We start from the raw sequence: 26,558 nt of genomic DNA, 5'->3' as shown, positions 1-26,558 counted from the left end.
GGATGGGGTCCGTGGACGGTGGCCGGTTCAGGGCGTGTCTCCTTGGCGTGGTGCAGTTGCCGGGCCGGCTTCGGCCGGCTGGCCTCCTTCCGGCGCGCCGGATTCGATGTCCTGCAGCCGGTAGCGGACTTCCCGGGTACCGAACAGGTCAAGGTCGAAGGGCCGCTCGTCATCGCCCAGCTCGGTGTCGATGAGGTGGACGAGCTTCTCAAGCATCGATCCGACCAGTTGCTCGTCGTAGTCGGGGTGGGAGGGGTCCCCGATGTTCTGCATCTCGCCGGGGTCGTTGAGGAGGTCGTAGAGGGCCACGTCGGAGGTGGCGAGCAGCCGTTCAACCGTGCGCGGGGTGCTGTAGCCGGTGGGGGAAAACCACCGCACGAGCTTATGCCGCCCGTCGGAGATTGATCTGAAGAAAGTGCGTTTATCCATGTCCGGGGCACCGTACTTCCCGCCCGCCACCTGGCAGTCCTCAAGTGTCTTCGCCGGGCCTTCTCCTAATTGGGACAAATCGCGCAGGGCGCCCTGGATGGCCCATTCCGGGTCCAGCATGTTGAGTCCGTCCCAGCTGGTCAGCGCCCCGACACCGGGCTCTGATGCGGAACCGCGGGGCGGCTGGGCCCGCTCGGGGGCCTCGAACAGGTGCCGAAGGTTCCGGCCCTTCAGCGTCGGATACTGTTCCCGGATTTCGGTTTCCTCCAGTCCGGCCCATGACAGGAAGGTGGTGGCAAGGTCCAGATGGGATCCGACGGCGTCGGAGTGGGCGCCGCTGGGTCCGCGCGGGGAGACCACCGTCATGTTGACGATGGAGGCTTCCTGGAATGGGATGGCACCCTTTTGCGCCATGCCGTGCGCACCATTCATTTCTCCGTGGTCGGAGGTGAGCACCACCACGGTGTCCCGCCACAGGTTTTGGCGGTCGAGCTCCGCCAGGATCTTTTGGAATTCATGGTCGACCATGCGCAGGCAGTTGATGAGGTAGTTCCGCCTGACCTTCCACAGGTCTTCCCGGTCCTGGGGTACCTGGCCGTAGTTCCACTCGGTGTTGCGCTTGTAGGAGCGCACCCCGAAAGGCTGGGCGTCGAGGTCATCGTGGAAGTTGGTGGGAAGCTGCACGTCGTACTCGCGCATGAAGCCCAGATCCTGCGGGGCGTGGGTCAGTGGAGCGATCGTGCCGTTGGTGTGGGCGTGTTCGTCGGGGCCCGCACGTAGGAACATGATGTCGTGCGGGTTCACCATTGAAGAGATCAGGAACCAGGGCCGGTCCTGCGGGCGCTTGTGGCGCAGCCAGTCCACGGTTTCGAAGGCCACCGCGCCGTCCAGCGTCTCGCCGTGGAGCGGGGCGCCCCAGTTATCTCCCCAGGATTGGTAATCCGAAAAACCGTAGTTCTCCAGTGCGTCCGCGGAACGCTCCGGGTGGGACAGGTGCCATTTGCCTTTGAATGCGGTGTAGTAGCCCTGCTCCCGCATCATTGTGCCTACGGTGGGGATTTCCGGGTTCAACAGGTCGGTCCACGCGAAGTTCGTGTTGTCCCACAAACCGACGTTCTTGGCGTGCTGGCCCGTCCACATGGTGGCCCGGGATGGGGTGCACTGGGGCACGGTGCAGTATTGGCTGCCCAGGCTCACCCCGGCCCCAACGAGCCGCTGGATGGCCGGCAGTTCCACGCCCGGCGGCAAGTCCATGTGCACGTCCCATTGGTCCATACACAGCACCAGGATGTTCGGTTGTTTGTCGCGGCCAGTGCTCATGGTTGTATTCTCCTTATGGGTTGTCCCGGGGCTTGCGCGGGCTGTCGGCGGCCACGGGAATCAGGAAATTGAAGCTGTTGTCTCTACTCAGCAGCTTTGCCGCAATGATCAGCATCACCACGCAGAAGGTATTGAGCAAGGTGATGACCACTAGGACGCGGGGGTCGTCGAAGCTGTCCTGGGCGACGATCAGCGCCGCGGCGGTGCCGCGCTGGGCCGTGGCCAGTCCGCCGACGTCCTGAAGATGGTCGTGGCCGTCACCCATGGTCCACCCGAGGAACAGGGCCAGCACCAGCACAACCATGCCCACGCCGAGGGCCTTCCACAGCCCGGGGTCGGTCATGCTGGGCAGGTATCCGATGATGATTGCGATGATCATGACGTACAGGGCGATGCTGGAGATCCTCGCAACCCAGGGCTGTACAACGGCGACGAGTCCTTCCACGAACTGCACCGCGAGCATTCCGACCACCAACGGCAGGAACATCTGGGTCAGCAGTCCCCTCACGACCGCCCAGGTGTCCACCGCAAGTCCCTCCAGTGCGAGGGGCAGCACGATCGGCAGGACGATCACCGTGGCGACCATCAGGACCAGCAGCACTGTGGCGCCCAATGCGACGTCCGACTCGGAGATGTTGGTGAGCTTGATGAGGAACGGGGCGCCTGCTGCCAGGGAGAACAGCACCAGACCGGCCGCGTAGACCGGTTCCAGGTCCACCAGCTCCACGGCGGCGATCATCAGGGCCGGTACTACGACGAGGTTGAGCAGAAGCATGCGTAGCAGGAACGCCCGGTTGGTCAGGTGCGCAAGCAGCCGCGCTGGTTTCTGGGTCAGACCCACGTTGAGCATGGAGGTGATCACAAAGACGGTTACGCCCCACGATCCCAGGGCTTGAAAGAAGTCGTACACCGCGCGTCCATGGTCGTCGGGAAGATCACCGCCTCCACCCGGAACCGGTGTCGCTCGGCTTATACTACAGGCGGCCATATCCCGCCGTCAGGTAGGATTCGCCCGCGGAATGCCGCACCCGCTGCCGCTCGGGGCGGCGTGCCGGACGCAGAACCACTCAATATTTCGCAAGAAAATTTGCAGTGATCGGGAGGGATACGTGTCGGATGACAAGAAGTCACGGCGGTTCCTGCCCCGGCTGAAAGACCTCCCCGGGGATGCGCTGGCCGGGACAGTCAACGCAGTGATGAGCGTGCCTTCCGGAATGGCCACGGCGGCCCTGGCCGGCGTTAACCCCGTCTACGGCCTCTACGCCACAGTTGTCTCCCCCACCGTAGGTGGACTGTTCGCCAGCTCCCAGCTGATGCAGATCGCCACCACGAGCGCTTCCGCCCTCGCCGCCGGGCAGGCCGTTGCCGCCGTTCCCGAAGAACAGCGCGGGTCGGCCCTGTTCGTGTTAGTAGCAATTTCGGGCGCGTTTTTGGTGGCCTTCGGACTGCTCGGCGCCGGCAAGCTGGTCCGGTACATCTCCTATCCGGTGATGACCGCGTTCCTCTCGGGTGTCGGAGCGGTTCTGGTAATGGATCAGGCGGCCCAGTTCGCCGGATACAGCTCCGAGGCGAACACCAGTCTGGGTGCCTTCGTCGATTTGGTCCTGCACATCGGACAGTTCAGCTGGACCGCGGTGCTGATCGGGGGCATCGCCTTAGCGATCATGATCATCCTGGGCCGCACGCGTTTCGTGAACACGGCCTCTCTGTTCGCCCTTGTCGTACCCAGCCTCGTTGTCTTCTGGTGGCAGCCTGCCGGCGTGGACGTGGTCGAGGACGTCAGTGACATCCCGTCGGGCCTTCCACCTTTCGCACTCCCCGACCTCACCCTGATCACGCCGGGCATCGTTGCCTCGGCCTTCGCCGTCGCCGCCGTGATCGCCCTTCAAGGTGCCGGTGTGAGCCAGAACATTCAAAATCCGGACGGCTCGCGCGCCAGCACCTCCCGGGACATGCTTGCTCAGGGCCTGGGGAACGTAGCCGCCAGCTTCTTCAACGGCATGCCCACGGGCGCATCGGTAAGCCAGAGCGCACTAAACGTTCAGGTCGGGGCGCGCAGCCGCTTCGCCATGGTGTTCCACGGGCTGATCATGCTGGCCATCATCCTGGTCGCCTCGCAGCTGGTGGGCCAGGTCCCGATGACCGTCCTAGCCGCGATCGCAATGGTCGCCGGTTTCCAGGTCATTAGGTTCGGCGCCCTGCTCTCGATCTGGCGGGTGGGAGGAAGCGCTCGCTGGGCCATGGTCATCACCTTCCTCGCGACGCTTCTGACCTCAATTCCGGTGGCTGTGGGCCTGGGCGTGCTGCTGACCCTGGTTCTGTTTATCTACCAGGCGGGGCAGCTGACCGAGGTGCATGAGCTGGTTCGAGAAGACGATGGGGAAATCCACGTCAAGGATGGCCCGGCGGCGCTGCGCTCCGGTGAGGTGATGGTCCTTGACGTCTATGGACCGCTTTACTTCGCTGCGGCCCGCACCCTGCGGGAACGGCTCCCAAAACCGGACTCCGCCGAGGGTGCCGCGGTCGTACTGCGCATTCGCGGGAACACCCAGATCGGCGCCACCTTCATCGAAGAGATCGATGACTACGCCCGTGAGCTCGGCCGCCACGATGGGCGGCTCTACCTGTGCGGCATGACGCCCGACCTCGCCGAGAAGATCCAGCGCGCTGACCGACTCCCGCTTGATGACCACGTCGTCCTTATCCCCGGCGAGGAGATCCTTGGTTCCTCCCTGCGGGAGGCAATACGTCAGGCCCGTGCGTGGGCCCAGAGCCGTTCCGGAGACGAGGACCCTCCAGCCTAGCTGCATGCAATGCTTCAAGACCTTTGTAATATCGGGAGATGGGCCCGCGACGTCGGCGAGGCAATGGCTGGCCGGGTTGCGTGGCGGATTCGTGCGGTAGGTAATCACCTCATCATGCAGCAGTCCCAGTTCATGGAGGACGCCCGGCCACGTGGAGTAGGTTCATACGATGGGTTTCAATCACCTGACGACTAAACAGATGTTAGCGCGCCTAGGCATCACCAGCTAGATCATTGAGACGCTCGACCCAGATGGGCGCAAGGTCATCTCTGTAAGAACGTAATCTCAGTCCTTGCTACTGCTTCCCCGGTGATCTGCGAGGGCTAGAGGAGTGGCCGGAGTGGTATCAGGACGGTTTCGGCGAAGCGTGCCGCAGGGTGGCGTTCGCTCCACTCCCGCTCGTCCACTTCCAAAGAGTTGTCCCTGTCGATGGCGAAAATTTTCTCCATGTTAGATGCGAAGCCCTCGTCCTGAATCTCGAGGTTGGTCTCGTAGTTGAATCTCAGGCTCAGTCGGTCGATGTTTGCGGTTCCTATAATGGACCATTGGCCATCAATGGTCGCCGTCTTTGCATGGATCATGGCGTTGCGGTAGCGCAAGACAGTGATGTTCTCGCGAAGGAGGGAGGAGTAGAAGCCTCGTGAGAGCCAGTCTGCGAGGATATGGTTCGAGTTCTCCGGGACGATAATCTGCACGTCTACCCCGCGCCGCGCGGCCTCGATCAATGCGGCGAGGATCCTCTGATCCGGGATGAAGTACGCGGTGGTGAGGTAGATGTGACGCTGGGCGCGACTGATTGCATCTAGGTAAACGGCGCGGATCGGGTACACCAAGTCGGCCGGGATGTTGTTGATGGCCAGCAACCGAGAGTTCCAGTGCACCGGGTTCTCCGGCGACAGCTCGGGCCGCCGTACGGCGAGGTGGTTCCAAACCTGCGCGAAGGCGTGCCCTAGCTCGAAGGCGGCCGGTCCCACGAGGCGTACGTGTGTATCCCGCCACTGCGTCGCGTACAGCGAGCCGATGTTGTAGCCGCCGATGAAACCGATTTCATTGTCAACGAGAAGGATCTTCCGGTGTGTCAGCCCGGTCGCGGCGATAGGACCGAACTGCAGGGAGGGCCCTAGGGCCGGGAACCGGAACACGTGGACATCGGGATGGAACGTGTAGAAGGAAGAGGGTATGACGAGATTCCCGAAGTGATCGTAGATGACGTAGACGTCCACTCCGCGCGCGGCCGCATGGTTGAGGGCGTCGCGGAACTCACGGCCGACCTCGTCGTCTTTCCATAGGTAGGTCTCGAGGAAAATCCGATTCTGAGCGTTTCGGATGGCATCGAGCATGTCTTTGAAAAGGTCCTCACCATAGGTGTAGGTCGTCGTGGCCGTCTCGTCGACGTTCGACCGGAACGTCCCAGGACGGGGAAAACCTGAGCGCTGCGAGCGACTCTTCTTCTTGAGTGCGTCGGCCGTGATGAGCACCGCAATGACAGCCCCCTGAGCGGCAAGCACCCCCCCTATGGAGTTCACTATCAGGCGCCGGAGGGAGGGAACACTGAAGCGGCTGCCGAGACGGGTCATTGCTCGAGCGTAGCCTCGCTCACCCCTTACACGCCTGCCCAATACCCGTCACGACTTGAACGAGCTCCGCGCCGCGACGCTTTCCACATCAGCATCAGTGTGACCTCGCCATAAATCTTGTGTACCGGGTACACACGATCCAAGCCGGTGAATGACCGTCGATCCTCGCCCTCAGCGATGCGCAGCAACCTGATTTTGTGGGCATCAAGGGCCCCACTCCCCTAGCCACCGCGTAGTAGCGAGCTTGTGACCTAACAGTTCGGAGGCCTCGTATGAAAGGAGCAGAGATCCTGGGTCGGTGCCTGCCGGACGACCGACGGCGGCCATGGCCTCATTGGTTGCGCGTCGAACCGTTCTGGTCGAAGGTGCTGATGAGATTCTTGGTTGCTGCTCACTTCTCGCAGCGACCGGGTTGGAGCCGGTGACGCGGAGCATCTCCTGGGCTGCATCAGTGGTGGACGGTGACTTCAAGGCGGTTTAGCCACGGATCATCAAAGCTGAGCGTCTGTCCGTCGTCCTCGGTGGCAACACGGTAATGCCGTAGCCGCTCACCGAGTGATCCGAGGTCGTCAGCGGACGGAAGTTGGATCCGCACCAGCCCGAGGCCGAGCGCTAGTTGACGGCGGCCAGCCCCGGCGCTGTTCCAGGTATTCATGGCCATGTGGTGGTGATATTTGCCGGCGCTGACGAACAAGGCCTGGGAGCCGAACTCGGCGGTGGTTTCGAAGCCGAGGCGGTTGACATAAAACTGCCGTGCACTGGTGACGTCACCAACGCTGAGGTGTACGTGGCCGATCGAGGCCGGTCTCGTGAACGCGGTTGCCACGGCATCTTCGACAAGGTGATCCCGAAGGAAGTCGTTGGGATCCAGAAATAGTGTCGCCATCTCGACGCGGTCGTGTGTCCAGCTCCACTGGGTCCGGTCGCGGTCCCAGTACAGCTCGATCCCGTTACCCTCGGGATCCGAAAAGTAGAAGGCTTTGCTGACGAGGTGGTCTGAGCTGCCGGTGAACGTAGTCGGGTGGCGGCTCGCGACCGAGTACACGGCTGCAGCCAGGTCCTGTTCTGTGTCGAAGAGGATTGCCGTGTGGAACAGTCCCGCTTCCCGGCTCCCTGCGTGTCTGAGCTCGGGCGCGTGCTCCAGGATGACAAGCGGTGTCGCACCCCGCCCCAGAACACTGTGCCCCGCGTCGTGCTTCAGGACCGATAATGTGACGGCGTCCCGGTAGTAGGCGGTCATTCGATCGAGGTCGGCCACCCGCAGAGTGACCGCCCCCATGGTTGTGTCGGCGGCAAGGAGATCAGTGCCACGGGGTGCCGATGCGTTGTTGTTCCTCATGATCAGTGAACCATCCCGAATCCGCCGGTCCAGCTGATCTTTTCCGAGGCGGCAAGGGTGAGTTGGAGGAAACCGATGGCTTCCAGTTCATGGGCCCGGGCGGAGGGCCCTACATCCATGGCGCGGATGCCTCCCGCAGTAATGAGATCCGACAGCGCGTTCTTCGCCGCCGAATCGTCGCCGGCGATGAGGACAGTTGTGTCGTTGGGTCCAACCTTTTTCGTGCCGAGGGTCCCTGCGAACGTGGTGTTGAATGCTTTGAGCACCATAGAGGAAGGCAGTGCCCTGGCCAGTTCCACTGTCGCCGAGCTGTCGGCGGGAACAACCAGTGAATCGAACGTCTCGAAGTTCAATGGATTCGAGATGTCCACGACGATGCGGCCCTCGAGCTGATCGGCGTAGGCGCCCACGATCTCGGCTATCGCAGTATGGGGAACGGCGAGAATGACGATGTTCCCCGAGATGACCGAGCCGTTGGAGGCTCGGCCGATGTGCTGAATCGAGGCACCACCCGCTGTAAGCAGGTCAGCGATTGCTGTACCCATGGTTCCCGAACCGAAAATCGTCACGCTTGCCATCGTTCTGCTCCTCCGTGCTTGCCGTGTTGGTTGTACCTTCAACTAATGTACGCTGTTTTACTTGTAGATACAACTGTTATGGTGAAGGTATGACCGAAACGCGGTGGTTGACTCCCGGTGAGCGGGCAACATGGATCCGATTTGCCTCCGTACTGGAGCTATTACCTGCAGTGCTTGACGCGCAGCTTGCATCAGATGAACAGCTGACTCACTTTGACTACTTCACATTGGCGATGCTCTCGGAGGCGCCGGACCGAACGCAGCGGATGTCTGCGCTGGCACAGCGCACCAACGCGAAACTTGCACGACTCTCCCACGTCGTCGCACGGCTTGAGAGAGCCGGTTTCATTCGGCGTACTCCTTGTCCCGAGGATGGACGAGCTACGAACGCGACGCTTACCGAGGTCGGCTGGAAGAAAGTTGTAGCTGCCTCTCCAGCTCATGTCGAGACGGTACGCGCGTTCGTCCTGGATGGGCTTTCGGCGGATCAAGTCGAAGCGCTGGACGGGATCTGCCGCGCGCTGCTTCAACGGCTCGATCCCGAGGCGCGCACCATGGCGTCCAACCTTGAACCGGCCGGTGATGGCCGTCTGATGGCCTAGTGCGGCGTTCGCCGCCCTTCAACGAAAGCTAGTTGAGCGCACCTGATGACATGAACGCCGGCTGCTTCCTCGTCCAGCTAGGTCACCGAATCACTAAGAGCGCAAAACGTCCACGAAACCAATGCTCTTCATGCGGCCTCAGCCGATAGTTGTGCCGCCCACGGGGGAAGCAGTCACTGCAACGCCGCGTCTCACCAACTCCTGCTCGATCAGGAGCCGATGGCAGCGGCAGCTCTGCTCTGCGCACATAATCGCGACCGGAGCTGATAGGGATTCCCTGATCACGCCGGTCAGGCCGGCGTGGAAGGAACTGGACCGCATGTGAGCCTCATAGCCGTGCAAACGCCCGGAGCTGGAAAGGGGGTTGCTGCCCAGCCCTTCGCGTTCCCGGGATCCGCTAAGGGTTTCAATCCGGCGGTAGCGGATGCCGCGACCAGCAAGCCGGACGGCCAATGCCTGCGGGGCGAAATGCGGTCGATCTGGTAATTCGATGAACGTGCGGACATCGACCACGACAGAGACGTCCATCGATGTCAGTAGGCGGAGGAAACTGTCCGGACTCTGACGACCATGGCCGACTCCGACAACCTGACCCACCCTGCCCTCCCTCCTCCTGCCTAGATGATGCTTGTTCCATCAACTCCTCCGGCCGCCCTATGGCGTGGAGGTGCCCGGCCCTCGGTAGGGCCTGGCCGAGGTAATAACCACTCGGATGGTGTTGCCGCCGGGGGCGGTGTACGAGGCCTCGTCGCCGGGCCCCAGGCCCCGGATAGCTATCCCCAGAGGGCTTCGTTCGCTGAAAACGTTCAGGTCCCCATCACCGAAGATCTCCCTGCTACCCATCAGGAAAGTCTCCACGCGACCGTCGATGCGCGCGTCAATGAGCATCCCCGGCTCCACGACCCCGTCATCGGCCGGTGATTGCAGGTGCACGTCCTTCAGTGTCGCCATCAGCTGCCGGATACGGGTTTCGACGGCCAGCCGATCAGCGATCTCCTGCTGGGTGCCGTGGGTCTCCAGTAGCTCGCCCAGTTCCTTCTCCAGGCGGGAATGGGCTTCGGGCGTGAGCCACGTAACAGGCGTCATTGGATCCAGCATTTTCTACTCCTCAACTAGAGATCACCGCTTCAGAAAAGAAGCGATCGGGAAAATTTCATAAAAAAGGTATGAGTTCCAAGCCTAGCCCGTATCGCTTTTAAAGCAATTCCGAGGGCGGTCGTGCTGGGCGGCTCTGTCGCATGGCGCTGGACTGGCTTAAATATTTTAATTGGGTATGGTGTTGGGTATCGGAGTGGAAAGGTGGTGATCCCATTGTCAGGGAAGTCTCCCAGGAGCGCCGGCGCGAAAAAGCAGGGAAAGTCAATCCTGCAAAAGCGTGCCGACAAGAAGACGAAGGCCGAGTCCAGCGAAATGTTGTTCGTGAAGCCCCGCAAGAACCAGAGGTAGCGTCGTCACACTGGTCGTTGCCCCAAAGCGACAGGCCTAAGGGCCCTCAACGGGCCGTCCGTGATTGTTGCCGCCGTGGCCTAAGGAGGCCTGGTACCCGTGGTCGGATGTTGCGTGCCACTCGCATGGCAGCATCCGCCCATGGGCGGATGCTCACTTCGCAGAGTTGGCATTCGTTCGCTGATAAAGGTGGAAAATCCAGACTGGCGCGTCCGTCAGGAGGTTGATATGCGATCAGTAATAAGCCCCCAGGAAAGCCGACGGGATAATCGCGCGACTGATTGTACGAATTCGGAGCAAAAGAATCGGGCCTTCGTGCGATTTATGGTCTCTTGGATAATCACCGCGTTGTGGATGGGCTACATGTTCCTGCGCGCTGAGTTTATCTTCAGGGGATCCTTTTATCACCTGAATTTTGGTGTCACGATGGCGGCGTCGGAAGGAAATCAACCGATAAGTAAAGTGGTACTGCCAGCAACTTGGCATTGACTACTGTTCGACGGTTCCGTAGATCTGCCCGTTGCTTCAGGGCTAGCGGTTCGGCCCCGCGAAGCGTGTCGCTCAATTCTTCTGCTGAAGAGAAAAATCGAGGGACCGCGCTATCCAGCAAGACCTTCGAAGCGGTCTTCATGCGCCAAGGCCTCCTTGTTCCTGCGTAACTCCCAGCCGCAGGGAGGCGTGCTCGTGCAGCAGTTGGGCCGTCCCTAGATCGTTCGGCGCAAAGCACGGCTCATCAGGGCAGCCCTATACATCCGCCCAACCCTCAATACGGTCATCGGCGATCGGCGTCTCGACTCCCTCAACGAGTGAGAGTGCACCGATTCAGGTTCGATTCACTATTTCCACCCGGGTGCTGGGCGGTCAGCTGACAGAACCCGCCGAGCGGTCTTCTCCACATCTCTGCTTCCGCATTCTCCGAAGGGTCCGCGTTTGGCGAAGCGGACGGTGGCGTGGCGGCCGTAGTAGTCGATCCACCAAGACGACATTCCGCCATTCGCTTGAGCCTCGAGCCTCGAGCCTCGAGCCACTGCTCGTATATGGCACGGAACCTGTCCACGGCTTCGGGATGCTTCCACCACTGGGGCGCACCAGTACTGGTTCTGGGACCGGTCCACGGACTCGAGCATCGCCACAAGGGACTCCACCCAGTCGACCAGCTCCTCCGGGGTGAAGGCGAAGCCCTCGTCCTCCCCGTCGTAACCGTTAGGCGAAGTATCAGCCGCAGTACTACTCAGTCCGTCGTGGAGGGCATCGGTCATGGGTGGTGTCCTGCCTGGATGCGGTCGAGGGTGGGTCCGATGCGGGCGGTGACTGCCTTGTCGCGGAACCAGGGGATGGTGCGGACGATGGTTCCGCCGCCGTGGGAGGTTTTTACCCAGGCCCTGTTGGCAGGCAGTTCGGAGAGTTGGGCGACGGACAGGATGTCCCGGCGCTGGGTTTGCACGGGTTGGGAGAACCTGTTCCGTGAGGTGGAGGTGCTGTGGATCTTCGCGTCGTACTGGCCGATGTCCTTGGTCAGGGAGTCGAGGAATGCGGTGTCGTCAAAGCCTCCGCCGTAGACCTTGATCGCGGCGGCGGACCAGAGGGTGTCGCAGCCGGTGCGCTCGAGCATGGCCATCCCCTGCCCGCGGGTCTGGAAGGAGGCGCTGACGACGATGCCTATGAACCCGAAGAAGGAGTGCCGCTCGGGCAGCTGCTTGGGTTTGATGACGTTCCCGACCTCATCCAGGTCCGAGACCAACGGCACCGTCAGGCGCCCGCCAACCCTGCGTGCGGCAAGCTGGGCTGCGGTGAACACCGCGTAGACGAGGGTCGACACGACTGCGGCCCCGGAGCCGGCGGCGTCCTGGGTGAGCAGGATGAGCGTGTCCTTGCTGGTCACGAACCGGGCCGGATCGAACACCGGAACGCCGGGGGTGGGCGTTGGCCAGGAGACGAGGTCGTCGTGGACGAGGGCGGAGGCCATGCGTTGGGCGCTGGCCACGGACCCGCGGGTGTCCTCCGGCTGCGCGCCCATCCCCTTCAACGCCGACGCCGGACCCGCGTGCCCGGCCCGCTCGAGCAGTTCGGCGGGTTCGATGAAGGCCGACGAGGACACCCACCGCAACACCTCTTTCATGGTGTCGCCGCTTTTGGCGGCGGCGAGGAGGCACCAGGACATGAAGTCACGTGCCTGCGAGTCGAACTGCGCGTCCCCCTTGCCCTGGCCCGCGTTCGGCGCGGACGAGGTTTCGAAAATCGACGCAACCTCGCCGGCGCTCACCGTGTCGGTGTCGACGGACGGCGGGTTAAGGATCATCGCGGGACGGGTGCCGTCGCGCCAGATCCGCTGCGGGTCGAACAGCCACACCGTCCCGGTCGCGGAGCGTGCGGCGAGGACCTCGGCAACGCCGTCGACCTTGTTGCTGATCATGATGTACGCGCCGGGTGCCTCGGTGGCGTGCCGCACGACCTGCGTCGTGGTCTTCCCCCGCCCGGTACCCCACACAGGCGCGGAACACCCCGCCACCCCTGGATGACGGCCCGGGTGCCGGTGTCACCGGCGTACCCGATCGTCAGGCCCGGACCAATGTCCTCCGCGTCGAGGTCGGCGTCGATCTTCTTGGACGTCAGGTCCTGCGGGGGCCGTCTCCGGTGCAGTGACGCTCCTTGGCCGGAGGTGGCGCCTGACGAGCAACGGCATGGGCCCCTGGTGGTTGCGTTCATCCGCTTGTCACTTGCCGCTGGTATCGTCGATCGATGGATGCCACCGTGCCCGAACTTCGCATCATCGCCTCCGCCGGCGCTGCCGCCACCACCGAGGACCTGTCCGATCGTGTGGGCTTCGATGAGCAGTTCCTGGGCTTACCCGTGCCGATCCCGGCTCTGGACGATGTCGAGGCGGTCCTGCTGGCCTACACCCACTTCTCGATCCTAATGCGCTTGGACAAGCGCTTGGCGGCCATCACCGCGCTTGGCATCGACGGGGAACGGCTCATGGACCTCGACCGGTCCGGTATTTACTGGCGGCTGGACCCGCGCCTGCCGGAGGACCAGCAGACCGGGGAACGGGTCTACGCCCGCAACGACATCGACCGCGGGCACCTCGTCCGGCGAGCCTCCGCTGTCTGGGGGGAAACCCCGCGCCGAGGCAGCGCGCTGTCTGGGGGGAAACCCGCGCCGGGGCAGCGCAGGCGAACGAGGACACCTTCCACTACACGAACGCCGCACCGCAGGCCGCGACGTTCAACCAGGGCCTCGAGCTGTGGCTGGGGCTGGAGACCTATCTGCTGGAGAACGCCGCCGACCACGGCCGGCGCCTCATCGTCTTCACCGGACCCGTTTTCAGCGACGTCGACCCCGTCTACCGGGGCGTGGAGATCCCGCTGCGCTTCTTCAAGATTGCGGTGTTCCTCGTGGGCGGGTCCCTCGCCGCGACGGGATATGTTGTGGACCAGACGCCGCAGCTCAAGGACCTACCGGACGTGCCACGGCCGCGCGCCGTGGATGACGGCGACGCTCCCCCGCTCGGCCCGTTCCGCACCTTCCAGGTCCCCATCCGAGACATCGCTGCGCTGAGCGGACTGGACCTGACACAACTGACCGCCGTCGACCGGATGCCGATCGCCGCAGCCCTTCCCACCGCCCGGATCGCATCGACCTGGCGGGAACTCACCAGTCGAGAGAGCCTTGACCTGGACTTCGACCCGAAGAACTAGAGGCACCACTCGCACCGGCGTCCCGCAAAGCTGGCCGTTGGGCTGACAGGCCGAACTGTGGCAGGTCGACATGAGCTTGGAAGAGCGCCACCGAGATAGGAGCTATGGATATGTCCGAACATGGGAAACCCGGCAGCAGAGCCGACGACTTCACGGGGCTCCGTGCGATCTTCCTCAACTGCACCCTGAAGCGCAGCCCTGAGTTGAGCCACACGTCAGGCCTGATAGACCTCAGCGTTGAACTGATGCGGAACAAGGGCGTCGAAGTTGAGGTTGTGCGGCCCATCGATCATCCGGTGGCGACGGGGGTGTACCCGGATATGACCGAGCACGGGTGGGACGAGGATGCCTGGCCGACCATCTTTGAGAAGATCGACCAAGCCGACATCATCGTTCTCGCCGGACCTATTTGGCTCGGAGACAACAGTTCGGTCATGAAGCAAATCATCGAGCGTCTCTATGCCATGTCGGGCATGACCAACTCCCGCGGACAGTACATCTACTACGGCAAGGTGGGGGGTGCCTTGGTGACGGGAAACGAAGACGGCGTCAAGCATTGCGCCATGAATATCCTGTACAGCCTGCAGCACATCGGAGTGACCATCCCCCCGGCGGCGGACGCAGGCTGGATCGGGGAAGCGGGGCCGGGACCGAGCTACCTCGATGAAGGATCAGGCGGCCCCGAGAATGATTTCACTAACCGCAACACAGCTTTCATGACCTGGAATCTCCTTCACATGGCGCGCATCCTGAAAGATGCAGGAGGCATCCCGGCATGGGGAAACACCCCCGAGGCCTGGAGCAACGGCGACAGGCCAGGCCTTGAACCCAATCCGGAGTATCGGTGAGATGACAGAGGATCAATCGGCCCCTACGGCGAGGATCACCTCGACCTGGCGGGAACTAACCAGCCCCGAGAGCCTCGACCTCGACCTCGGCTGAAGCGCGTGGTTGAGGAGCTCGGCGTCAGAGGGAGACGCTTTCGGGTGTGTGGCTTGTGATGAGCAGTTGCCCGAGGGTCCTGACCCTTTGGGGCGATGTGTAGCCGGTGCCCATGGCGGCGACGACGGAGCCCTGGAGGAGGATCATCCAGCATTCCGCGAAATCGTGTGGGTCGGTGAGTCCTATTGCTGCGGCGGCGGTTTTGACTTCCTCACGCATGTCCCGCAGATACTGTGCGCTGGCCGCACCCACTTCATCGCCCGCGCCACTCTCGACCAGGGCTCGAATGTAGGGGCAGCCGGCGAAGTCCTCGGTCTGGAACCACTCGTCGAAGATGTCGAAGATCGCCAGGAGCTGATCCTGCGGACAGTCCCCCCGCTTGCGGGATTCGGCTCCCAGGTAGCCGACCGTGAAAAGTTCCCGCCGGCGACTCAGGAACGCCATGATGAGCTCGTTCTTGGACGGAAAATGGCTGTAGAAGGACGCTTTCGCCACTTCCGCAGTGCGGATGATCTCGTTGATGCCCACCGCCCGGACGCCGCGCTGGAGGAACAGGTCGTAGGACGCGTCAAGGATCCGCTGCCGAGCGTTTTTCATAGGCTGTTCCACCACAGGAAACATACGCCCTCTTCCGCCGGGATCAGGACCGACCATCATCCTACGCACCCTGGACAGACCGGTCTGTATGGTTACACTAGGAGCGCTCCTCGCCCCCCATCGAGGAGCAAGCACCGGACATAAGACCCCCGCATGCGGGTGGTGGTACTGGTTCCCGAAGAGGGAGCCAGTACCACCACAACAAACGCACTCTGCCCTCCGGTGGCAAGACCACGCGGAGTACCAGCCCAAATGGGCCGGCTCATCTCATGGATCCGGTCTTGGCGGTACCACCCGGACAAATGGTGAACCCTCTTCTGGAAGGCGTGCATGATGAGCGAGGAGCCCAAAGTGCACAGGGGGATGCCCTCGTCTCACCACGGCGGCAGTGACCGGATCCGTGATCTCGCCACGGAACTGGCCGAGCTCGCCCGGTCGCTGCAGCAGGAACCGGACTCCGACGCGATCCTCGCCGGGTTCGTCCACGCGGCCCTCGACCTGATCCCCGGCGTCGACGAAGGCTCCGTCAGTGTCGTCCTGGGACGCAAGAACGTCGGATCCCGTGCCCCATCCGGGGAGCTGCCCGAGCGGATCGACGCGCTGCAGGAGGAGACCGGGGAAGGCCCGTGCCTGGAAGCGGCCTACGAGCACCGGACCGTCCGGGTCCCCGACATGGCGCACGAAGAGCGATGGCCGCTCTTCGCGCAGCGGGCCACCGAGGCAGGGGCCAAGGGGATGCTCTCCATCCAGCTGTGGGTCGAGGGCGATGACCTGGGGGCGTTGAATCTCTACTCGTACGAGCCCAATGCGTTCACGGACGAGTCGGAGAACATCGGCCTGCTGGTCGCCTCCCACGCGTCGGTGGCGTTCGCCGAGGCCGAGAAGGCCCGCCAACTCCATGAGGCGGTGGATTCCAGGGATGTGATCGGTCAGGCCAAAGGCATCCTCATGGAACGCCACAAGATCACCGGCGAGCAAGCGTTCATCGTGCTGTCCATAGCGAGTCAGCGCGCCCACCTGAAGCTCTGGAACGTCGCGGACCACCTCATCAGCAGCGGCGAACTCCCCGGCCGGAAGACCGCACGCTGAGGAATTCCTCCCAGTTCCTGCAGGGCTAAAACACACCGGATCTTGATGGCCCACAGGGCGGACCTGCATATTGGGGGCGCATACTGGGGTTACCCCTAACGATGTCCCCGGATCCGTCCGCGGGCCTCAGCCGGAATACACCGACGAGCCTCGTGCACGAACGTGGGAGTCCCTCCAGTCGTCAAGCAGCCGGCTACCGGAGTGACATCGGCACGGCAACCGCCCCCGCTTGAGTGACTGCCGCTGGCGGGCCGGACCTGTCGACGAGCGGCCGAGTGGGCCGTGAGGCGGCCGAGGATTAGCTGGGTCTTGGTAGTCTCCTGTGAGGTTCGGGTTAAGACGCTAGCCCGGATCAGAGTGCGTCGAATGGCTTCCCCATGACCTCCACAGTTGAACCTTCCGTGCCCCTGTCCGGGGCCGTGTCCAGTGTCGAGTACTTCATCGACTGCCCGACCGGCACGGTGGAGCACTACTTCGCCGACGACACCTACAACTGGTCGGATGAGGTGTATCGGATCCACGGCTACGAACGCGGCGATGTGGTTCCCACCCTGGAACTGGGCATGTCCCATGTCGACCCTGCGGACCGGGCCGCCGTCCAGGCGTTCTGGACCAAGGTCACCACCAGCGGCGGACCATCCTCGGTGTACGCGTCCCTGCGTGACCTGAATGGCAGCACCCGCAAACTCCTCATCTCCGCCGACCTGATCGTCGAGGACACCGAACCCATCGGGGTCTGGGCGCTGGTCGTGGACCTCACCCGCTCCATCCACGTCGACCGGCACCAGCTCGCCAACGAAGCCGTCGCCGCGTCCGCCCTCCGCCGGGCCGTCATCGAGCAGGCCAAAGGCATCCTCATGGGCCGCGCCGGCCTCACCGCGACGGAAGCGTTCGCCCTGATCAGCTCCCACAGTCAACGGACGAACCGCAAGGTCGTCGTCATCGCCCAGGAGGTCATCGACCGGGCCATGGCACTCACCCGCCAGAACCAGCAACAGGATCAGGACCTGGCCCGCGATCGGGCTCTGCAGGAACTCCTGCGGGCCCTCTGATCATCCCGGCTCTCAGGCGGTGCCCATGGGACTTAGCCACAGTCGATGAGCCAGTACCCCTCAATCGGGGGCGGACGTCGACCGATCCTTGAGAGCCTGTGCGCGGATCGTGAGTTCCGCGCACAGAACCTCGTACTCGTCTCGGACACCCCATGCCGGGAAATCAGCGTCTAGTGCGGTGAACGCCTCATCGCACAGTCGGCGCAACCGCTGGAGAGGCAGGGCGGAACACTCGGCCGCGGCGAACCGTGGCTCCTCCAATTCCCACGCCTGCTCGAGCGCTTGGAGCCGACGCTCGGAAGCCACCACCGCGATCGAGCGGCTTGGGTCGGGGAGTTTGCGCTGCGGACCGGCATGTACCTCAGTGGGCTCTGCGGTGAGACCGGTTCCGGATGCGACGGGGTAAAGATTCGAGGTTTTCATGGGTGCCTAACATCGGCGTTACCCGAGGCTGCTTTCTGAACCCTGAGTCCCTCGAATCTTAAGCTTCTCTGTCCCGAATAGAAAGCTCCGATGCTCGCACCTCGGGTCGGGCGTGCCCAGTCACGCAACTCGGCCGCATACGCCGGACTCCCTCGACGGCTTCCGCAGCATCCCTATGCTGATGACGCATCCACTCTGGTTGATCCTGATCACTTTCTGCACCAGCACTCCATGGTCCAGTCCATCACAGGTGGTGTAAAGCACATCCTTCCGGTGTGCGGCTGCCCCTACCGGCACGCTCTCCACCCACCGTCCTCATGGAGGAGTACGGCCGACGCGTCACTATGGGTGCAGGTAAGGGCGAAAGACCCGTACAGCACCCAACAGCACAGGAGAAAAATGATCCCATGATGCCCGTGTTGGACCTGAGTACTGTTAATGCGCTGGCGGTCGACCTCAACTCACCAGAGGAAGCCCTGGAGTTCCTCGACCGATTCCAGGCAGGCTTACCTCAACGCGTCCGCACCATTCACGGGGCCTTCGCCGCGCTGGATTCCGGACAGACGACCGCCGCCCTGACGAGCCTGCACGCCCATGCGCTGACCGTCGGTGCCCTGCAACTCCACGCGCTCACCGGTAACGCTCTCGCCACGGTCGACCATGACCTGTTTTGGGCCGGCAACACGCCAACCAGTACCACCGCCTGCCGCTTCTTGCGGGCCCTGACCACGGAAGCAGTTCTCTTCACACATGCGTATCTTGCTCTGCGCTCGAACCTAACGCTTCTCGATCCACCACGAACCGACTGCCCGTGAAGGCCTCCCTCTCGGATTCGGGACGTGCCTAGCGCCAATCACTCACGGTGCCGGTCATAGCAAGTTTTCCTGCCATCCATGAACTAGGGGTGGCCTGCTTCACCATCGAGCTGAGCGCTGCCAAAGGATGCCCGCAACATCTGGCCTCGTAGGGGCTCGGGAAGTGCCAGGTCATCGCCGAAGGCTGCTTTGAGCCGTGGCGGCAATGCATCAATCATCTCGTTCAGCGCAAGGGCGATGAGGTTACGCTCCCCTATCGGAAGCGGGTACGCACCGTGGAGATACGCGTCGAGCTCGAAAACCCGAAGGTTGCCGCCGAGGCTGAAGTAGTGCAACCAGAGCTCCTGCGCGGTCAGTCCTGCAGCCTCGGTGGCGAGCTGTGCGCTGTGTTGTTGGGCCTGTTGGGTCATAGCAGGACCTGCTTACGCGTGCGCCCGGAAGACGAAACGTGCCCGTGCTCTTTGAAGCACCGCTGAAGAACCGGAATACCTCCAGATGGACACTCAGTACCTCAATTTTATGTCCCAAGCGGGAGACACTGGGGAAATACTCCTGCGCGGACCTGTCCAATGAACAGTGTATGGAGTCCGGCGGGTTGCAGCCGGCATGACCTTCTTGGGCGGCTAGGACTGCCTCGGTCATCCGAATCAACAGCAGGATGCCGTCGGTGACCGTGTCCGCTCAGCGTCCATCACGGGTCCTCACGACGCATCGTTCATCCCGATGCTGAGGTAGCGGTACACCGTCGCCCGGCTGGCTCCGATGATCTTCCCGATGTCAGCCGCAGCCAGCCCCTGGGCCTTGAGGTCCCGGGCGCGTCTGACCTTCGCGTGGTCGGTGGTGATTTCTCGCCGGCCGGCCTTGCGCCCGTGTTCGGCTGCCGCGGCCATACCTGCCCTGGTCCGCTCGGCGAGTTGGTCGCGCTCGAGCTGAGCGAACGCGGACATGACGGTGAGCATCGCCCGCCCCATGGGACCGGTGGTGCTGATCCCTTCGGTAACGCTGCGGAAGTGCACGCCTCGGTGTTCGAGGTCATCGATGAGGGCCAGCAGGTTCCGGGTATTGCGTCCCAGCCGGTCCGGCTTCCACACCACCACTTCATCGCTGCGGCGTAGGTGTTCGAGGAGCTTGTCGAGCTCGGGGCGGCTGGCCGTCGTTCCGCTCACCCCGTGATCAGTGAAAATCCGACCGCACCCCGCCGCAATGAGTGCAGCGTGCTGCAGCTCGACGTTCTGATCCAGGGTGCTGACCCTGGCGTACCCGAAACTTCCCCTCGAAGCGCTCCTTGTGCTCATCAAAGGTTACTTTCTCTATTCCCGAGAATACCCTGCATGAGACACATTGCTGAGACAAGACGTGCCCACCCACTCCCCCGCCGATTGTGGAGTTCACCGACCCACCCTCTGACCTTGCCGCCGGTCTAATAAAAGGATCCTTTGCTCGGACTGGAAATAGCCGGCGCTGGGCTATCCGCTTTCGATCGCTCGACGTGGGTGGTGGCGCCCCGAGCATCCTTATCGTGGAGACATGATCGGATCAATGCACGTGCGAGACGTGAAGCGGCTCCTCGAGCCCATGTGCGAGTCAATGCTCAGTCCCAGGGAGCTACGGTCATTCACCTTCCGATTGGAGAGGGTCGCCGACGGCGTCGAGCTTCCCGACGACACCAACATCAAGACGAACGACGCCTGGGTCCGATGGCAGATACTGGAGCGGGGCGGCTCGGGCAGCCTTCCTCTGGATGACGGTGCAGATGCACTTGTCCGCTTTGTGCAGAGCGACTTGCAGGACTTCATCGCCGAGAGCCAGTTCGGATGGGGCGAACTCCGCGGCCCCCGCAACCTGCTCTGACCACCTACGCTTCATCCGGTATGCCGATCTGTTGCGACGCACGCCAGAGCGGCGTTGCGTGATGTCTAGACCAGCGGTCGCTTCTGTTGCAGAAGCCGCAAAAAGACCCTAATGCAACACGATCTGAGCCGTTCTGCACTGTGGCGTTGGGGTGTACCCCAACGCCACAGTCCTGAGCCTCACTTGCACGCTCGTAGACTGCTGAGATGGTCAAGACGAACGGAATGTGGCAGCTGGTGGCAGCCATCTCCGTCACTCTCGCTTCATTCCTCGGAGCGTGGCACTTTTCTCAACCAGCCCTCTCTTCCGTCCCACCGCTGGATATGCCCGGTGCCGTTTTCGTAGGCGTGAAGCGGGGGTCAGCACCGGCGCCAGTCCGAGTGGATGTCGACCTGCGCTTCGACCCTTCTCCAGACCGGACCACCTTCGACATGATCCTCAAAGGGGACGGCGATGCCGCCGTCCCCCCTGACCAAGCGGGCGAGCTGATGGTTGGGTTCTGTGGGGCAATGAAGGAGGTTCAACTGCGTAGGACGAGCAATGGCGAAGAGCTCACATTTGAGCCTCCGATACCTCCGACAGATACGAACCCTAGGGTGGGTTCGATCGGACTTGAATTCTCTCTTGATGACGACTGCGTTATGACCGTTATCAATCCAACGGATTTCAGGGATACGACCATCGGAGAAGCGGGTATCGGCTGGGCAGTGTCTCTAGAGGGCGAGACCACTGCAGCAACTGAAGCCTTCGCCGGATCTCATCATCGCTATGCCTTCCCGCGTGTCGCGACTCTGACATTGCCTACGGCCATGGGCCCACTAGATGTTCAGGCAGTGGCTGCTGAATCCGTGGCCGGCATCCAACCCGAGAATCTCCCAACCGAGTACGTACCAACGATTTCAAGCCCACTGGTGGAAGATCCGACAGCTCCCAGATGGCAGCTTCCCATTCAAGGTGCTTATGCGGACGCGGGATTTCGACTGTCTGGCGTCGACCAGCAAGACGAAACGGAGGTCCAGCGCAAACTCTTTCTTGCTTCCGCAGCGGCAGGTACCGCGGGTGGTGGCCTGATCTGGTTCGTTGGAGCCGTAGGCCCGGTACTGAATGACCTTGGCCAGAACCGCCGGAACCGCAACATACCTGCAGCAGAACAAGCCCGAGACCCAACACCCTCTCCTAACAGCAGGAGCGATGATGCGGACCCCCTTGACCACCTTCGCCTCATCGCAGCGCCCGTACTTCTCGGCATTGCTGGATCGAGTCTCGCCTGGCTCATCAGCAAGCGCATGCGTTAGCTTTGACCCCGTTCCGCCCCACCAAAAATGCCAGCCGACAAGGTGCCTTTGATAGGCGTACCCGACGCGACACTTCCCGTGGCAACCTGCTCATCATCGGGTCTAGCGAAGTCGCCGAATCAGGTTCACGAGCAGCACTACAGCGTCTGCGGCCATACCCGCCGATCTCCGGTCACCGTTCCGACGGTGCTTCGTGGCCTGTGCGAGTTCAATGGCCGCTCGAGTGAGCTTCCGCAGTTCGGTATTCTCCGAACCAACTAGCTCGACCTCGACGACCCTGTCGAGCCGGTCCTTAGTCTTCGGCACGGGGGGCTCGTCTGCTCCTGGCCGTCCATGTCGAACGTGGTCATAGGCGGCGCCGGACAACGCCTCGAGTACGGCTACAGCGTCGTTGCCGACATTCGAGTAGTCCTGTTCAGTGCTTGCGTTCTGGAAGTGGCGACGCATCTCGTTCAGCTCTTCGTCGACGACACTCCACCCGGTTGCTTTGCGCGGTGAAATTGGGTCCGCCAGCACTGACGAAAGAGCGTCAGTCTCACGGGCATCAAGTAACGCATGAACCGGCTCAAAATGTTCATCAAGCATGTCCCGTCGCGCCTGCCAGCTACCAACCGCTCCACTGGTGCGCCAGTGCTTGCGGAACGTGTCGAAGTCCCTGAACGGCGGATCGAAAGAAGTTATACCGAGTCGCCCAAGAACTGCCTTCAGTGCGCGCATAAGTAACCGCGCATCATCGTTGCTGTGCGTTGAGCCGTCAGTACCGTGAGCCTCAAATTCCTGATGGACGAGGCGCGCGAGTGCCACAGCGACCTCTAGATCATCCCGTGCGCTATCGGCTCCCTTCAGCAGCCGCTCCAGTAGCTCCGTATCGAGTCGCTGGTCGGGCTGCGCAATCTGCTCGAGCTGCCCACCCCATGCGAAAGGATCAGGTTTAGGTGGCTCGTTCGGTAGAAGGAAATCCCATGCACGCATACTCAAACCCTAATGAATCCGGCGCTACTACCCCGCACCTCTCCGATAGGCGCCCTATCTATACTCCTGCAATGGCTACGTATCGACCCGTTGAACTTGCCCGGAAGCTCGGGTACACGAGTGAATCCCGCCCCGGCAGCGTGGTACGCACTTACCTACGCACGAAGTATCCAGATCACCCGCCCTACCAGCCATGGGTTCTCGACGAGGATGAGGCAGCGGACGTCCTCGCCAACATCCCACGCAAGTCGTAGCAGCCAGGAGGCCCCTAGCCTGGTGGAACTAGGAGTCGTCGCCGCACAATGTGAAGACCCTGCTGCTGCCTCGTGAAGCTGTTCCCGGGGCGTTCTGCGTTTATCGAGTACGTACGGCGCACTGCCAGCGCCTTCTCAAACACCTCGCACGCGGTATGCAATGAGATGGCCATGGCTAGCTCATTGGAGGACAACTGACCGCTGAGCGTCTTCGAGAAACCGTCGTCTTCGTGAACTTCGAAAAGCGTAATGTGCTGCCGTGCCCACGGACGACCATGAGCGGCAGCTGAACACATCTGCCAGGTGAGGTAGGAGTTAGGAAGACCGAAGCATTGCGCTGAGTCTTGGATGAGCTTGGTGAGCGTCACATTCTTGTTGACGTCCTGGATCTTCATCCCATTACGACTGAGTACACCTCGCAGCATTCCAAGCCGATCCTCGTCAAAGTCTGCGCTAGGGTCTACGGTCCGCGTCGCCCTCCTCTGATCAGCGAGGTTCATGTGCTCAAGGGTGAGCGATCGCTTCGCGACATTTAGGGGTACGTCGTCCTGCAAAAGCCAAAGCGCAGTCGATGACGCTTCGATCGCTCCTCGAATCAGGGTGAAGGGAGCGAAAGTGTGCTGCGATTTTGCCTCCACGAGTTGCGCCTTGAGCGCGTGAAGGTGGTCGATCGCCGTATGGAGGAGGTATCTCAGCAGGTGTGATGTTTGCAGGGGCTCAGTCATTGCATCGACGATGACGAGGAGTGACCCTGGTGCCTCGTCTGGCACGTTCTGCCCCGCTTCATGCCACTCATCAATCCGCTTGAAGTCGAAGTACATGCCCTTCCAGGCGAGATCCGACTCGGCAGACCCAATCTCCTGAAAGTAGGTCGATCGCCTAGGCATCGGTCGCACTCACGGGGCGTATCAGCTGGGGTCCGTCATTGCGGACTGATCCGACCTCGTTGCCGACGATGCGCGGCACGAGGTTGGGTTCAGGGATGGTGTCGATGAAGTGCTGCACCTGGTCCCGCTCGGTCATGGTCGGGTCCAGCCACTGATCCTGCAGGTCTGCAGGGATGATGACGGGCGTCCGGCCGTGGATGTGGCCGAGCGCGTCATGGGCGGCCCGGGTGAGGATCGTCGCGGTCACCAGCCACTTGTCCTCGGCATCCTCGGGTTTAGTGGGGTCGGGCCAGAACTCGTACAGGCCGGCGAAGCCCAGCAGCTGGTCCTCGTCCTCGGCGTGGAGGTAGTACGGGGTCTTCGTCCCGTCCTCATTCTTCTGCCACTCGTAGTACCCGTTCGCCGGCACCAGGGCTCGGCGCTTGGCGGCCGCGGTGCGAAACGACGGCTTCTCCGTGACCGTCTCGCTGCGGGCGTTGATCATCGCCGCCCCGGCCTTGGGATCCTTACTCCAGGCGGGAACCAGTCCCCAGCGGGCGATCTCGAGCCGGCGCACCAATGTCCCCTCGCGCAGCTGCTCGGACACGAACGGGATCCCCTGCATCGGGGCCACATTCCACGAGGGCTTCAGCTCATCCTCGAAGGTCTCGTCCACGCTGAATGCGTCCCGGATGGCGGCCTTGTTCCCTGCGATTACGAAGCGTCCACACATGCCCGTCATTCTCCCCTAGCTCTTCAGCAAAGCACCCGGTCCCTCAAGAGGAGCAGGTGCCCTCACCGAAGCTACGGTGAGGGCACCGCACCTACTTCTTCTTCGAGCGCCTTGTCTGCGCGAGAGCGCTGGCCGCGACGCTCTTCACGCCCTTGGTTGTCCGTGAACTACGAAGGAGACTGCTCGCCTTCCGTGCAACTCCCCGGCTGGTCTGCTTAGCATTTGCCACGATGGCTCCTAGATATGAGGTTGGATGCTGGCCCGGGCCTCGTCGAGCGCGAGGCTCGGGCCAGCGGTGATCCTCCGTGACCGATGAGGTCAGCGGCGGACGGGCTGGATCCGGATGGTCCGCTTGATGCGGATGCGGACTACGCGAGTAGCCATAAGGCATCGTTCCTCTCCCGCGACTGCCAGGTCCGTCATCGTGACGGGAGCCTTTGACTCTCGTACACGCCGCTCATACGCTTAGGCACGTTCCAACTCTCGCCAAAGATTGAGAACGAACCACACGATTGCGGGACCGTCGGGCGGTGACTTTCACCGCCGGGCAGGTGTCGCGATTTTTTCTTGAAGAAGCGCATGGAGTGTCGACTCCGTGCGCTTTTTCGTGTCCGTCGGCGCCTAGACCTTCGAACGCTTCCGATACTACATGTAGTGGCCGATCGTGATGCCGACCCCTAGATGATGTATTACAAGCATGTCATTCGGGGCGGTCGTCGTCCACACGATGTCCACAGAACGGGCTAATCGGAAAGCCCGGAAACGAGCCGATCCACGGCCTCCCGGAGCCGTCGCCCACAGCCCTCTGGAGTGCTTCCTCCCAGGCAGAAAAAAGATCGTGTCGCGTTCCTCACGGCGTGTCGCGTGTCACCTGCGGCGTCCATAATCTTGGCGCGCCTCCTGCCCACATGGGCACGGCACGAGCTCCCCACGCTCCGCTGCTCGTCCCGCACACATGCTGCACAGCAGGAACCACGGGCCCGCCTGCACACACCCACCCGCATCGCCGATACGGGATAGCTCACCTCGAGCGAGCGGTGGCCGTGCACAGCCTCCACAGGTGCGGGCTGGGACTAGAGCAGAGATCACAATCAGAGTCTGATTGTCGGCGGCCCCTCGTACTGTCCGCAGAGTGGGCCAGAACAAGCGCCATGCCGCCAACGACGACGAGTTTGAACTAACGAGAACTAGCGGTGGCGCAAGAAATACAGCCGGGCAAGGTCTGGTTGAGTTGCTGAAACCGGTCGGGTCGCAACCGGCCCTTGCGCTGCCAGGTGCGTTGTCGGCCCAGCCACACGGCGAGGACCGTCTCGTCCGGGTGCCGGTGACGGTCGTAGATCGGGAGCCGACCCATCTCATCCCGAAACTGTTGCACCTCTTCCAGGCGGCGCTCCCACAGCGCGTCCGCGTTACCTCTCCGGGCACCGACCCACTCCCCCAGCGCATTCAGGGCTGCAGTTCGGTCTGGGGTGAGGGTGCCGGCATCGTGGTTTCTGCGCTGGTTCTCCACCCACCGATACAACACGCGGCTGTCCTTGCTGTCGTTCTGCGCCGGGATCCTCCCGTGCTCGCGCATGTGGACTGTAAGCCGGGCGTAGTGCTCCCACCACGCCTGCTCCCTGGTCCGCCGGCGGTGCTTCCTGTTCGCAGGCCACGCGGGCTGGTCATGGATCACCCAGCACGCATCGAACCATGCCGGGTCGCGTTCGATCTGCCGGTCGACGGCGCGGACCACGCGCTTCACGGTGACCCTGCACCAGGCGGCGATCACGGGTGCCGGGACGCCGCGGGAGTACATGAGCAGCCACTCCTGCCGGCTCTCACACGGCTGCAGCAGGTTCTCGTCCTCGGACAGGGTCGGCCCATCCATCCGCAC

General features: G+C 62.5%; 25 protein-coding genes and 1 pseudogene. 10 read left to right on the top strand and 16 right to left on the bottom strand.

The window, feature by feature from the left end; translation table 11 throughout:
• Nucleotides 1–27: 27 nt before the first annotated feature.
• Entirely contained in the window at nt 28–1,749 is a 1,722-nt protein-coding gene (locus AC4D2E_RS06270) for a sulfatase-like hydrolase/transferase (protein ID WP_490951984.1), read from the bottom strand.
• A gap of 13 nt (nt 1,750–1,762) precedes the next feature.
• The gene (locus AC4D2E_RS06265; protein WP_490951983.1) at nt 1,763–2,659 is read right to left on the bottom strand and encodes a bile acid:sodium symporter family protein; all 897 of its coding nucleotides are present in this window, start codon (nt 2,657–2,659) and stop codon (nt 1,763–1,765) included.
• Between the two features lie 109 nt (nt 2,660–2,768).
• Here AC4D2E_RS06265 and AC4D2E_RS06260 point away from each other — a divergent pair, with 109 nt between their 5' ends.
• Nucleotides 2,769–4,553, top strand: a complete 1,785-nt coding sequence (locus AC4D2E_RS06260) for a SulP family inorganic anion transporter (RefSeq protein WP_490951982.1) — start codon at nt 2,769–2,771, stop codon at nt 4,551–4,553.
• A gap of 323 nt (nt 4,554–4,876) precedes the next feature.
• Here the strand turns inward: AC4D2E_RS06260 and AC4D2E_RS06255 are convergent, their stop codons facing one another.
• From AC4D2E_RS06255 to AC4D2E_RS06245, 3 genes are all read right to left on the bottom strand, one after another.
• Entirely contained in the window at nt 4,877–6,130 is a 1,254-nt protein-coding gene (locus AC4D2E_RS06255; RefSeq protein ID WP_490951981.1) for a phospholipase D-like domain-containing protein, read from the bottom strand.
• 448 nt (nt 6,131–6,578) lie between these two features.
• Entirely contained in the window at nt 6,579–7,469 is an 891-nt protein-coding gene (locus AC4D2E_RS06250; protein WP_490951980.1) for a VOC family protein, read from the bottom strand.
• A gap of 2 nt (nt 7,470–7,471) precedes the next feature.
• Nucleotides 7,472–8,047, bottom strand: coding sequence for an NADPH-dependent F420 reductase (locus tag AC4D2E_RS06245; protein ID WP_490951979.1), 576 nt, complete (start codon nt 8,045–8,047; stop codon nt 7,472–7,474).
• An 89-nt stretch (nt 8,048–8,136) separates the two neighbouring features.
• On the opposite strand from AC4D2E_RS06245, the gene AC4D2E_RS06240 reads away from it, so the two are divergent.
• Nucleotides 8,137–8,649, top strand: a complete 513-nt coding sequence (locus tag AC4D2E_RS06240; protein WP_490951978.1) for a MarR family winged helix-turn-helix transcriptional regulator — start codon at nt 8,137–8,139, stop codon at nt 8,647–8,649.
• Nucleotides 8,650–8,787: 138 nt separating this feature from the next.
• Here the strand turns inward: AC4D2E_RS06240 and AC4D2E_RS06235 are convergent, their stop codons facing one another.
• The 4 genes from AC4D2E_RS06235 to AC4D2E_RS06220 all read right to left on the bottom strand — a co-directional run bounded on the left by AC4D2E_RS06235 (nt 8,788) and on the right by AC4D2E_RS06220 (nt 12,544).
• Complete coding sequence (locus tag AC4D2E_RS06235; protein WP_490951977.1) at nt 8,788–9,246, bottom strand: DUF488 family protein; 459 nt, start codon at nt 9,244–9,246, stop codon at nt 8,788–8,790.
• A 57-nt stretch (nt 9,247–9,303) separates the two neighbouring features.
• Nucleotides 9,304–9,747 (bottom strand): GreA/GreB family elongation factor, encoded by a 444-nt coding sequence (locus tag AC4D2E_RS06230; protein ID WP_490951976.1) that lies wholly within the window; start codon nt 9,745–9,747, stop codon nt 9,304–9,306.
• A gap of 1,184 nt (nt 9,748–10,931) precedes the next feature.
• Nucleotides 10,932–11,354: a DUF4913 domain-containing protein gene (locus AC4D2E_RS06225; RefSeq protein WP_490951975.1), complete on the bottom strand. Its 423-nt coding sequence runs from the start codon at nt 11,352–11,354 to the stop codon at nt 10,932–10,934.
• A complete protein-coding gene (locus AC4D2E_RS06220) occupies nt 11,351–12,544 on the bottom strand; it encodes a TraM recognition domain-containing protein (RefSeq protein WP_490951974.1) in 1,194 nt (397 codons plus the stop codon). The genes AC4D2E_RS06225 and AC4D2E_RS06220 overlap by 4 nt, the downstream gene beginning before the upstream one ends.
• 290 nt (nt 12,545–12,834) lie before the next feature.
• Here AC4D2E_RS06220 and AC4D2E_RS06215 point away from each other — a divergent pair.
• From AC4D2E_RS06215 to AC4D2E_RS06205, 3 genes and pseudogenes are all read left to right on the top strand, one after another.
• Nucleotides 12,835–13,155 (top strand): annotated as a pseudogene (locus tag AC4D2E_RS06215) (hypothetical protein); the annotation flags it as partial.
• Complete coding sequence (locus tag AC4D2E_RS06210) at nt 13,098–13,793, top strand: DNA/RNA non-specific endonuclease (protein WP_490952331.1); 696 nt, start codon at nt 13,098–13,100, stop codon at nt 13,791–13,793. The pseudogene AC4D2E_RS06215 and the gene AC4D2E_RS06210, both read left to right, overlap by 58 nt.
• 110 nt (nt 13,794–13,903) lie before the next feature.
• Nucleotides 13,904–14,641, top strand: coding sequence for a flavodoxin family protein (locus tag AC4D2E_RS06205; RefSeq protein ID WP_490952330.1), 738 nt, complete (start codon nt 13,904–13,906; stop codon nt 14,639–14,641).
• Between the two features lie 118 nt (nt 14,642–14,759).
• On the opposite strand, the gene AC4D2E_RS06200 is transcribed toward AC4D2E_RS06205, so the two are convergent.
• A complete protein-coding gene (locus AC4D2E_RS06200; protein ID WP_490951973.1) occupies nt 14,760–15,356 on the bottom strand; it encodes a TetR/AcrR family transcriptional regulator in 597 nt (198 codons plus the stop codon).
• Between the two features lie 309 nt (nt 15,357–15,665).
• Here AC4D2E_RS06200 and AC4D2E_RS06195 point away from each other — a divergent pair, with 309 nt between their 5' ends.
• The 3 genes from AC4D2E_RS06195 to AC4D2E_RS06185 all read left to right on the top strand — a co-directional run bounded on the left by AC4D2E_RS06195 (nt 15,666) and on the right by AC4D2E_RS06185 (nt 18,711).
• Nucleotides 15,666–16,421 (top strand): GAF and ANTAR domain-containing protein, encoded by a 756-nt coding sequence (locus AC4D2E_RS06195; protein ID WP_490951972.1) that lies wholly within the window; start codon nt 15,666–15,668, stop codon nt 16,419–16,421.
• 377 nt (nt 16,422–16,798) lie between these two features.
• A complete protein-coding gene (locus AC4D2E_RS06190; protein ID WP_490951971.1) occupies nt 16,799–17,473 on the top strand; it encodes an ANTAR domain-containing protein in 675 nt (224 codons plus the stop codon).
• An 830-nt stretch (nt 17,474–18,303) separates the two neighbouring features.
• Nucleotides 18,304–18,711, top strand: coding sequence for a hypothetical protein (locus AC4D2E_RS06185; RefSeq protein WP_490951970.1), 408 nt, complete (start codon nt 18,304–18,306; stop codon nt 18,709–18,711).
• An 83-nt stretch (nt 18,712–18,794) separates the two neighbouring features.
• Here AC4D2E_RS06185 and AC4D2E_RS06180 read toward each other — a convergent pair whose 3' ends face one another.
• Both AC4D2E_RS06180 and AC4D2E_RS06175 read right to left on the bottom strand, forming a co-directional pair.
• Nucleotides 18,795–19,121 carry a hypothetical protein gene (locus tag AC4D2E_RS06180; RefSeq protein WP_490951969.1) on the bottom strand — a complete coding sequence of 109 codons (327 nt, stop codon included), beginning with the start codon at nt 19,119–19,121 and terminating at the stop codon, nt 18,795–18,797.
• A gap of 291 nt (nt 19,122–19,412) precedes the next feature.
• Entirely contained in the window at nt 19,413–20,006 is a 594-nt protein-coding gene (locus AC4D2E_RS06175) for a recombinase family protein (RefSeq protein WP_490951968.1), read from the bottom strand.
• A 232-nt stretch (nt 20,007–20,238) separates the two neighbouring features.
• On the opposite strand from AC4D2E_RS06175, the gene AC4D2E_RS06170 reads away from it, so the two are divergent.
• Nucleotides 20,239–20,562, top strand: a complete 324-nt coding sequence (locus tag AC4D2E_RS06170) for a hypothetical protein (RefSeq protein ID WP_490951967.1) — start codon at nt 20,239–20,241, stop codon at nt 20,560–20,562.
• A 206-nt stretch (nt 20,563–20,768) separates the two neighbouring features.
• Nucleotides 20,769–21,857 (top strand): hypothetical protein, encoded by a 1,089-nt coding sequence (locus tag AC4D2E_RS06165; protein ID WP_490951966.1) that lies wholly within the window; start codon nt 20,769–20,771, stop codon nt 21,855–21,857.
• A 102-nt stretch (nt 21,858–21,959) separates the two neighbouring features.
• On the opposite strand, the gene AC4D2E_RS06160 is transcribed toward AC4D2E_RS06165, so the two are convergent.
• The 4 genes from AC4D2E_RS06160 to AC4D2E_RS06145 all read right to left on the bottom strand — a co-directional run bounded on the left by AC4D2E_RS06160 (nt 21,960) and on the right by AC4D2E_RS06145 (nt 26,552).
• Nucleotides 21,960–22,829, bottom strand: a complete 870-nt coding sequence (locus tag AC4D2E_RS06160; RefSeq protein WP_490951965.1) for a hypothetical protein — start codon at nt 22,827–22,829, stop codon at nt 21,960–21,962.
• A 268-nt stretch (nt 22,830–23,097) separates the two neighbouring features.
• Nucleotides 23,098–23,904 (bottom strand): hypothetical protein, encoded by an 807-nt coding sequence (locus tag AC4D2E_RS06155; protein WP_490951964.1) that lies wholly within the window; start codon nt 23,902–23,904, stop codon nt 23,098–23,100.
• Between the two features lie 58 nt (nt 23,905–23,962).
• The gene (locus AC4D2E_RS06150) at nt 23,963–24,682 is read right to left on the bottom strand and encodes an SOS response-associated peptidase (RefSeq protein ID WP_490951963.1); all 720 of its coding nucleotides are present in this window, start codon (nt 24,680–24,682) and stop codon (nt 23,963–23,965) included.
• Between the two features lie 1,177 nt (nt 24,683–25,859).
• The gene (locus tag AC4D2E_RS06145) at nt 25,860–26,552 is read right to left on the bottom strand and encodes a helicase associated domain-containing protein (RefSeq protein ID WP_490951962.1); all 693 of its coding nucleotides are present in this window, start codon (nt 26,550–26,552) and stop codon (nt 25,860–25,862) included.
• Nucleotides 26,553–26,558: the final 6 nt, after the last annotated feature.

The sequence above is a fragment of the Arthrobacter sp. TJ-265 genome, from assembly GCF_058269135.1.
This window is presented reverse-complemented; position numbering and strand designations above follow the sequence as displayed.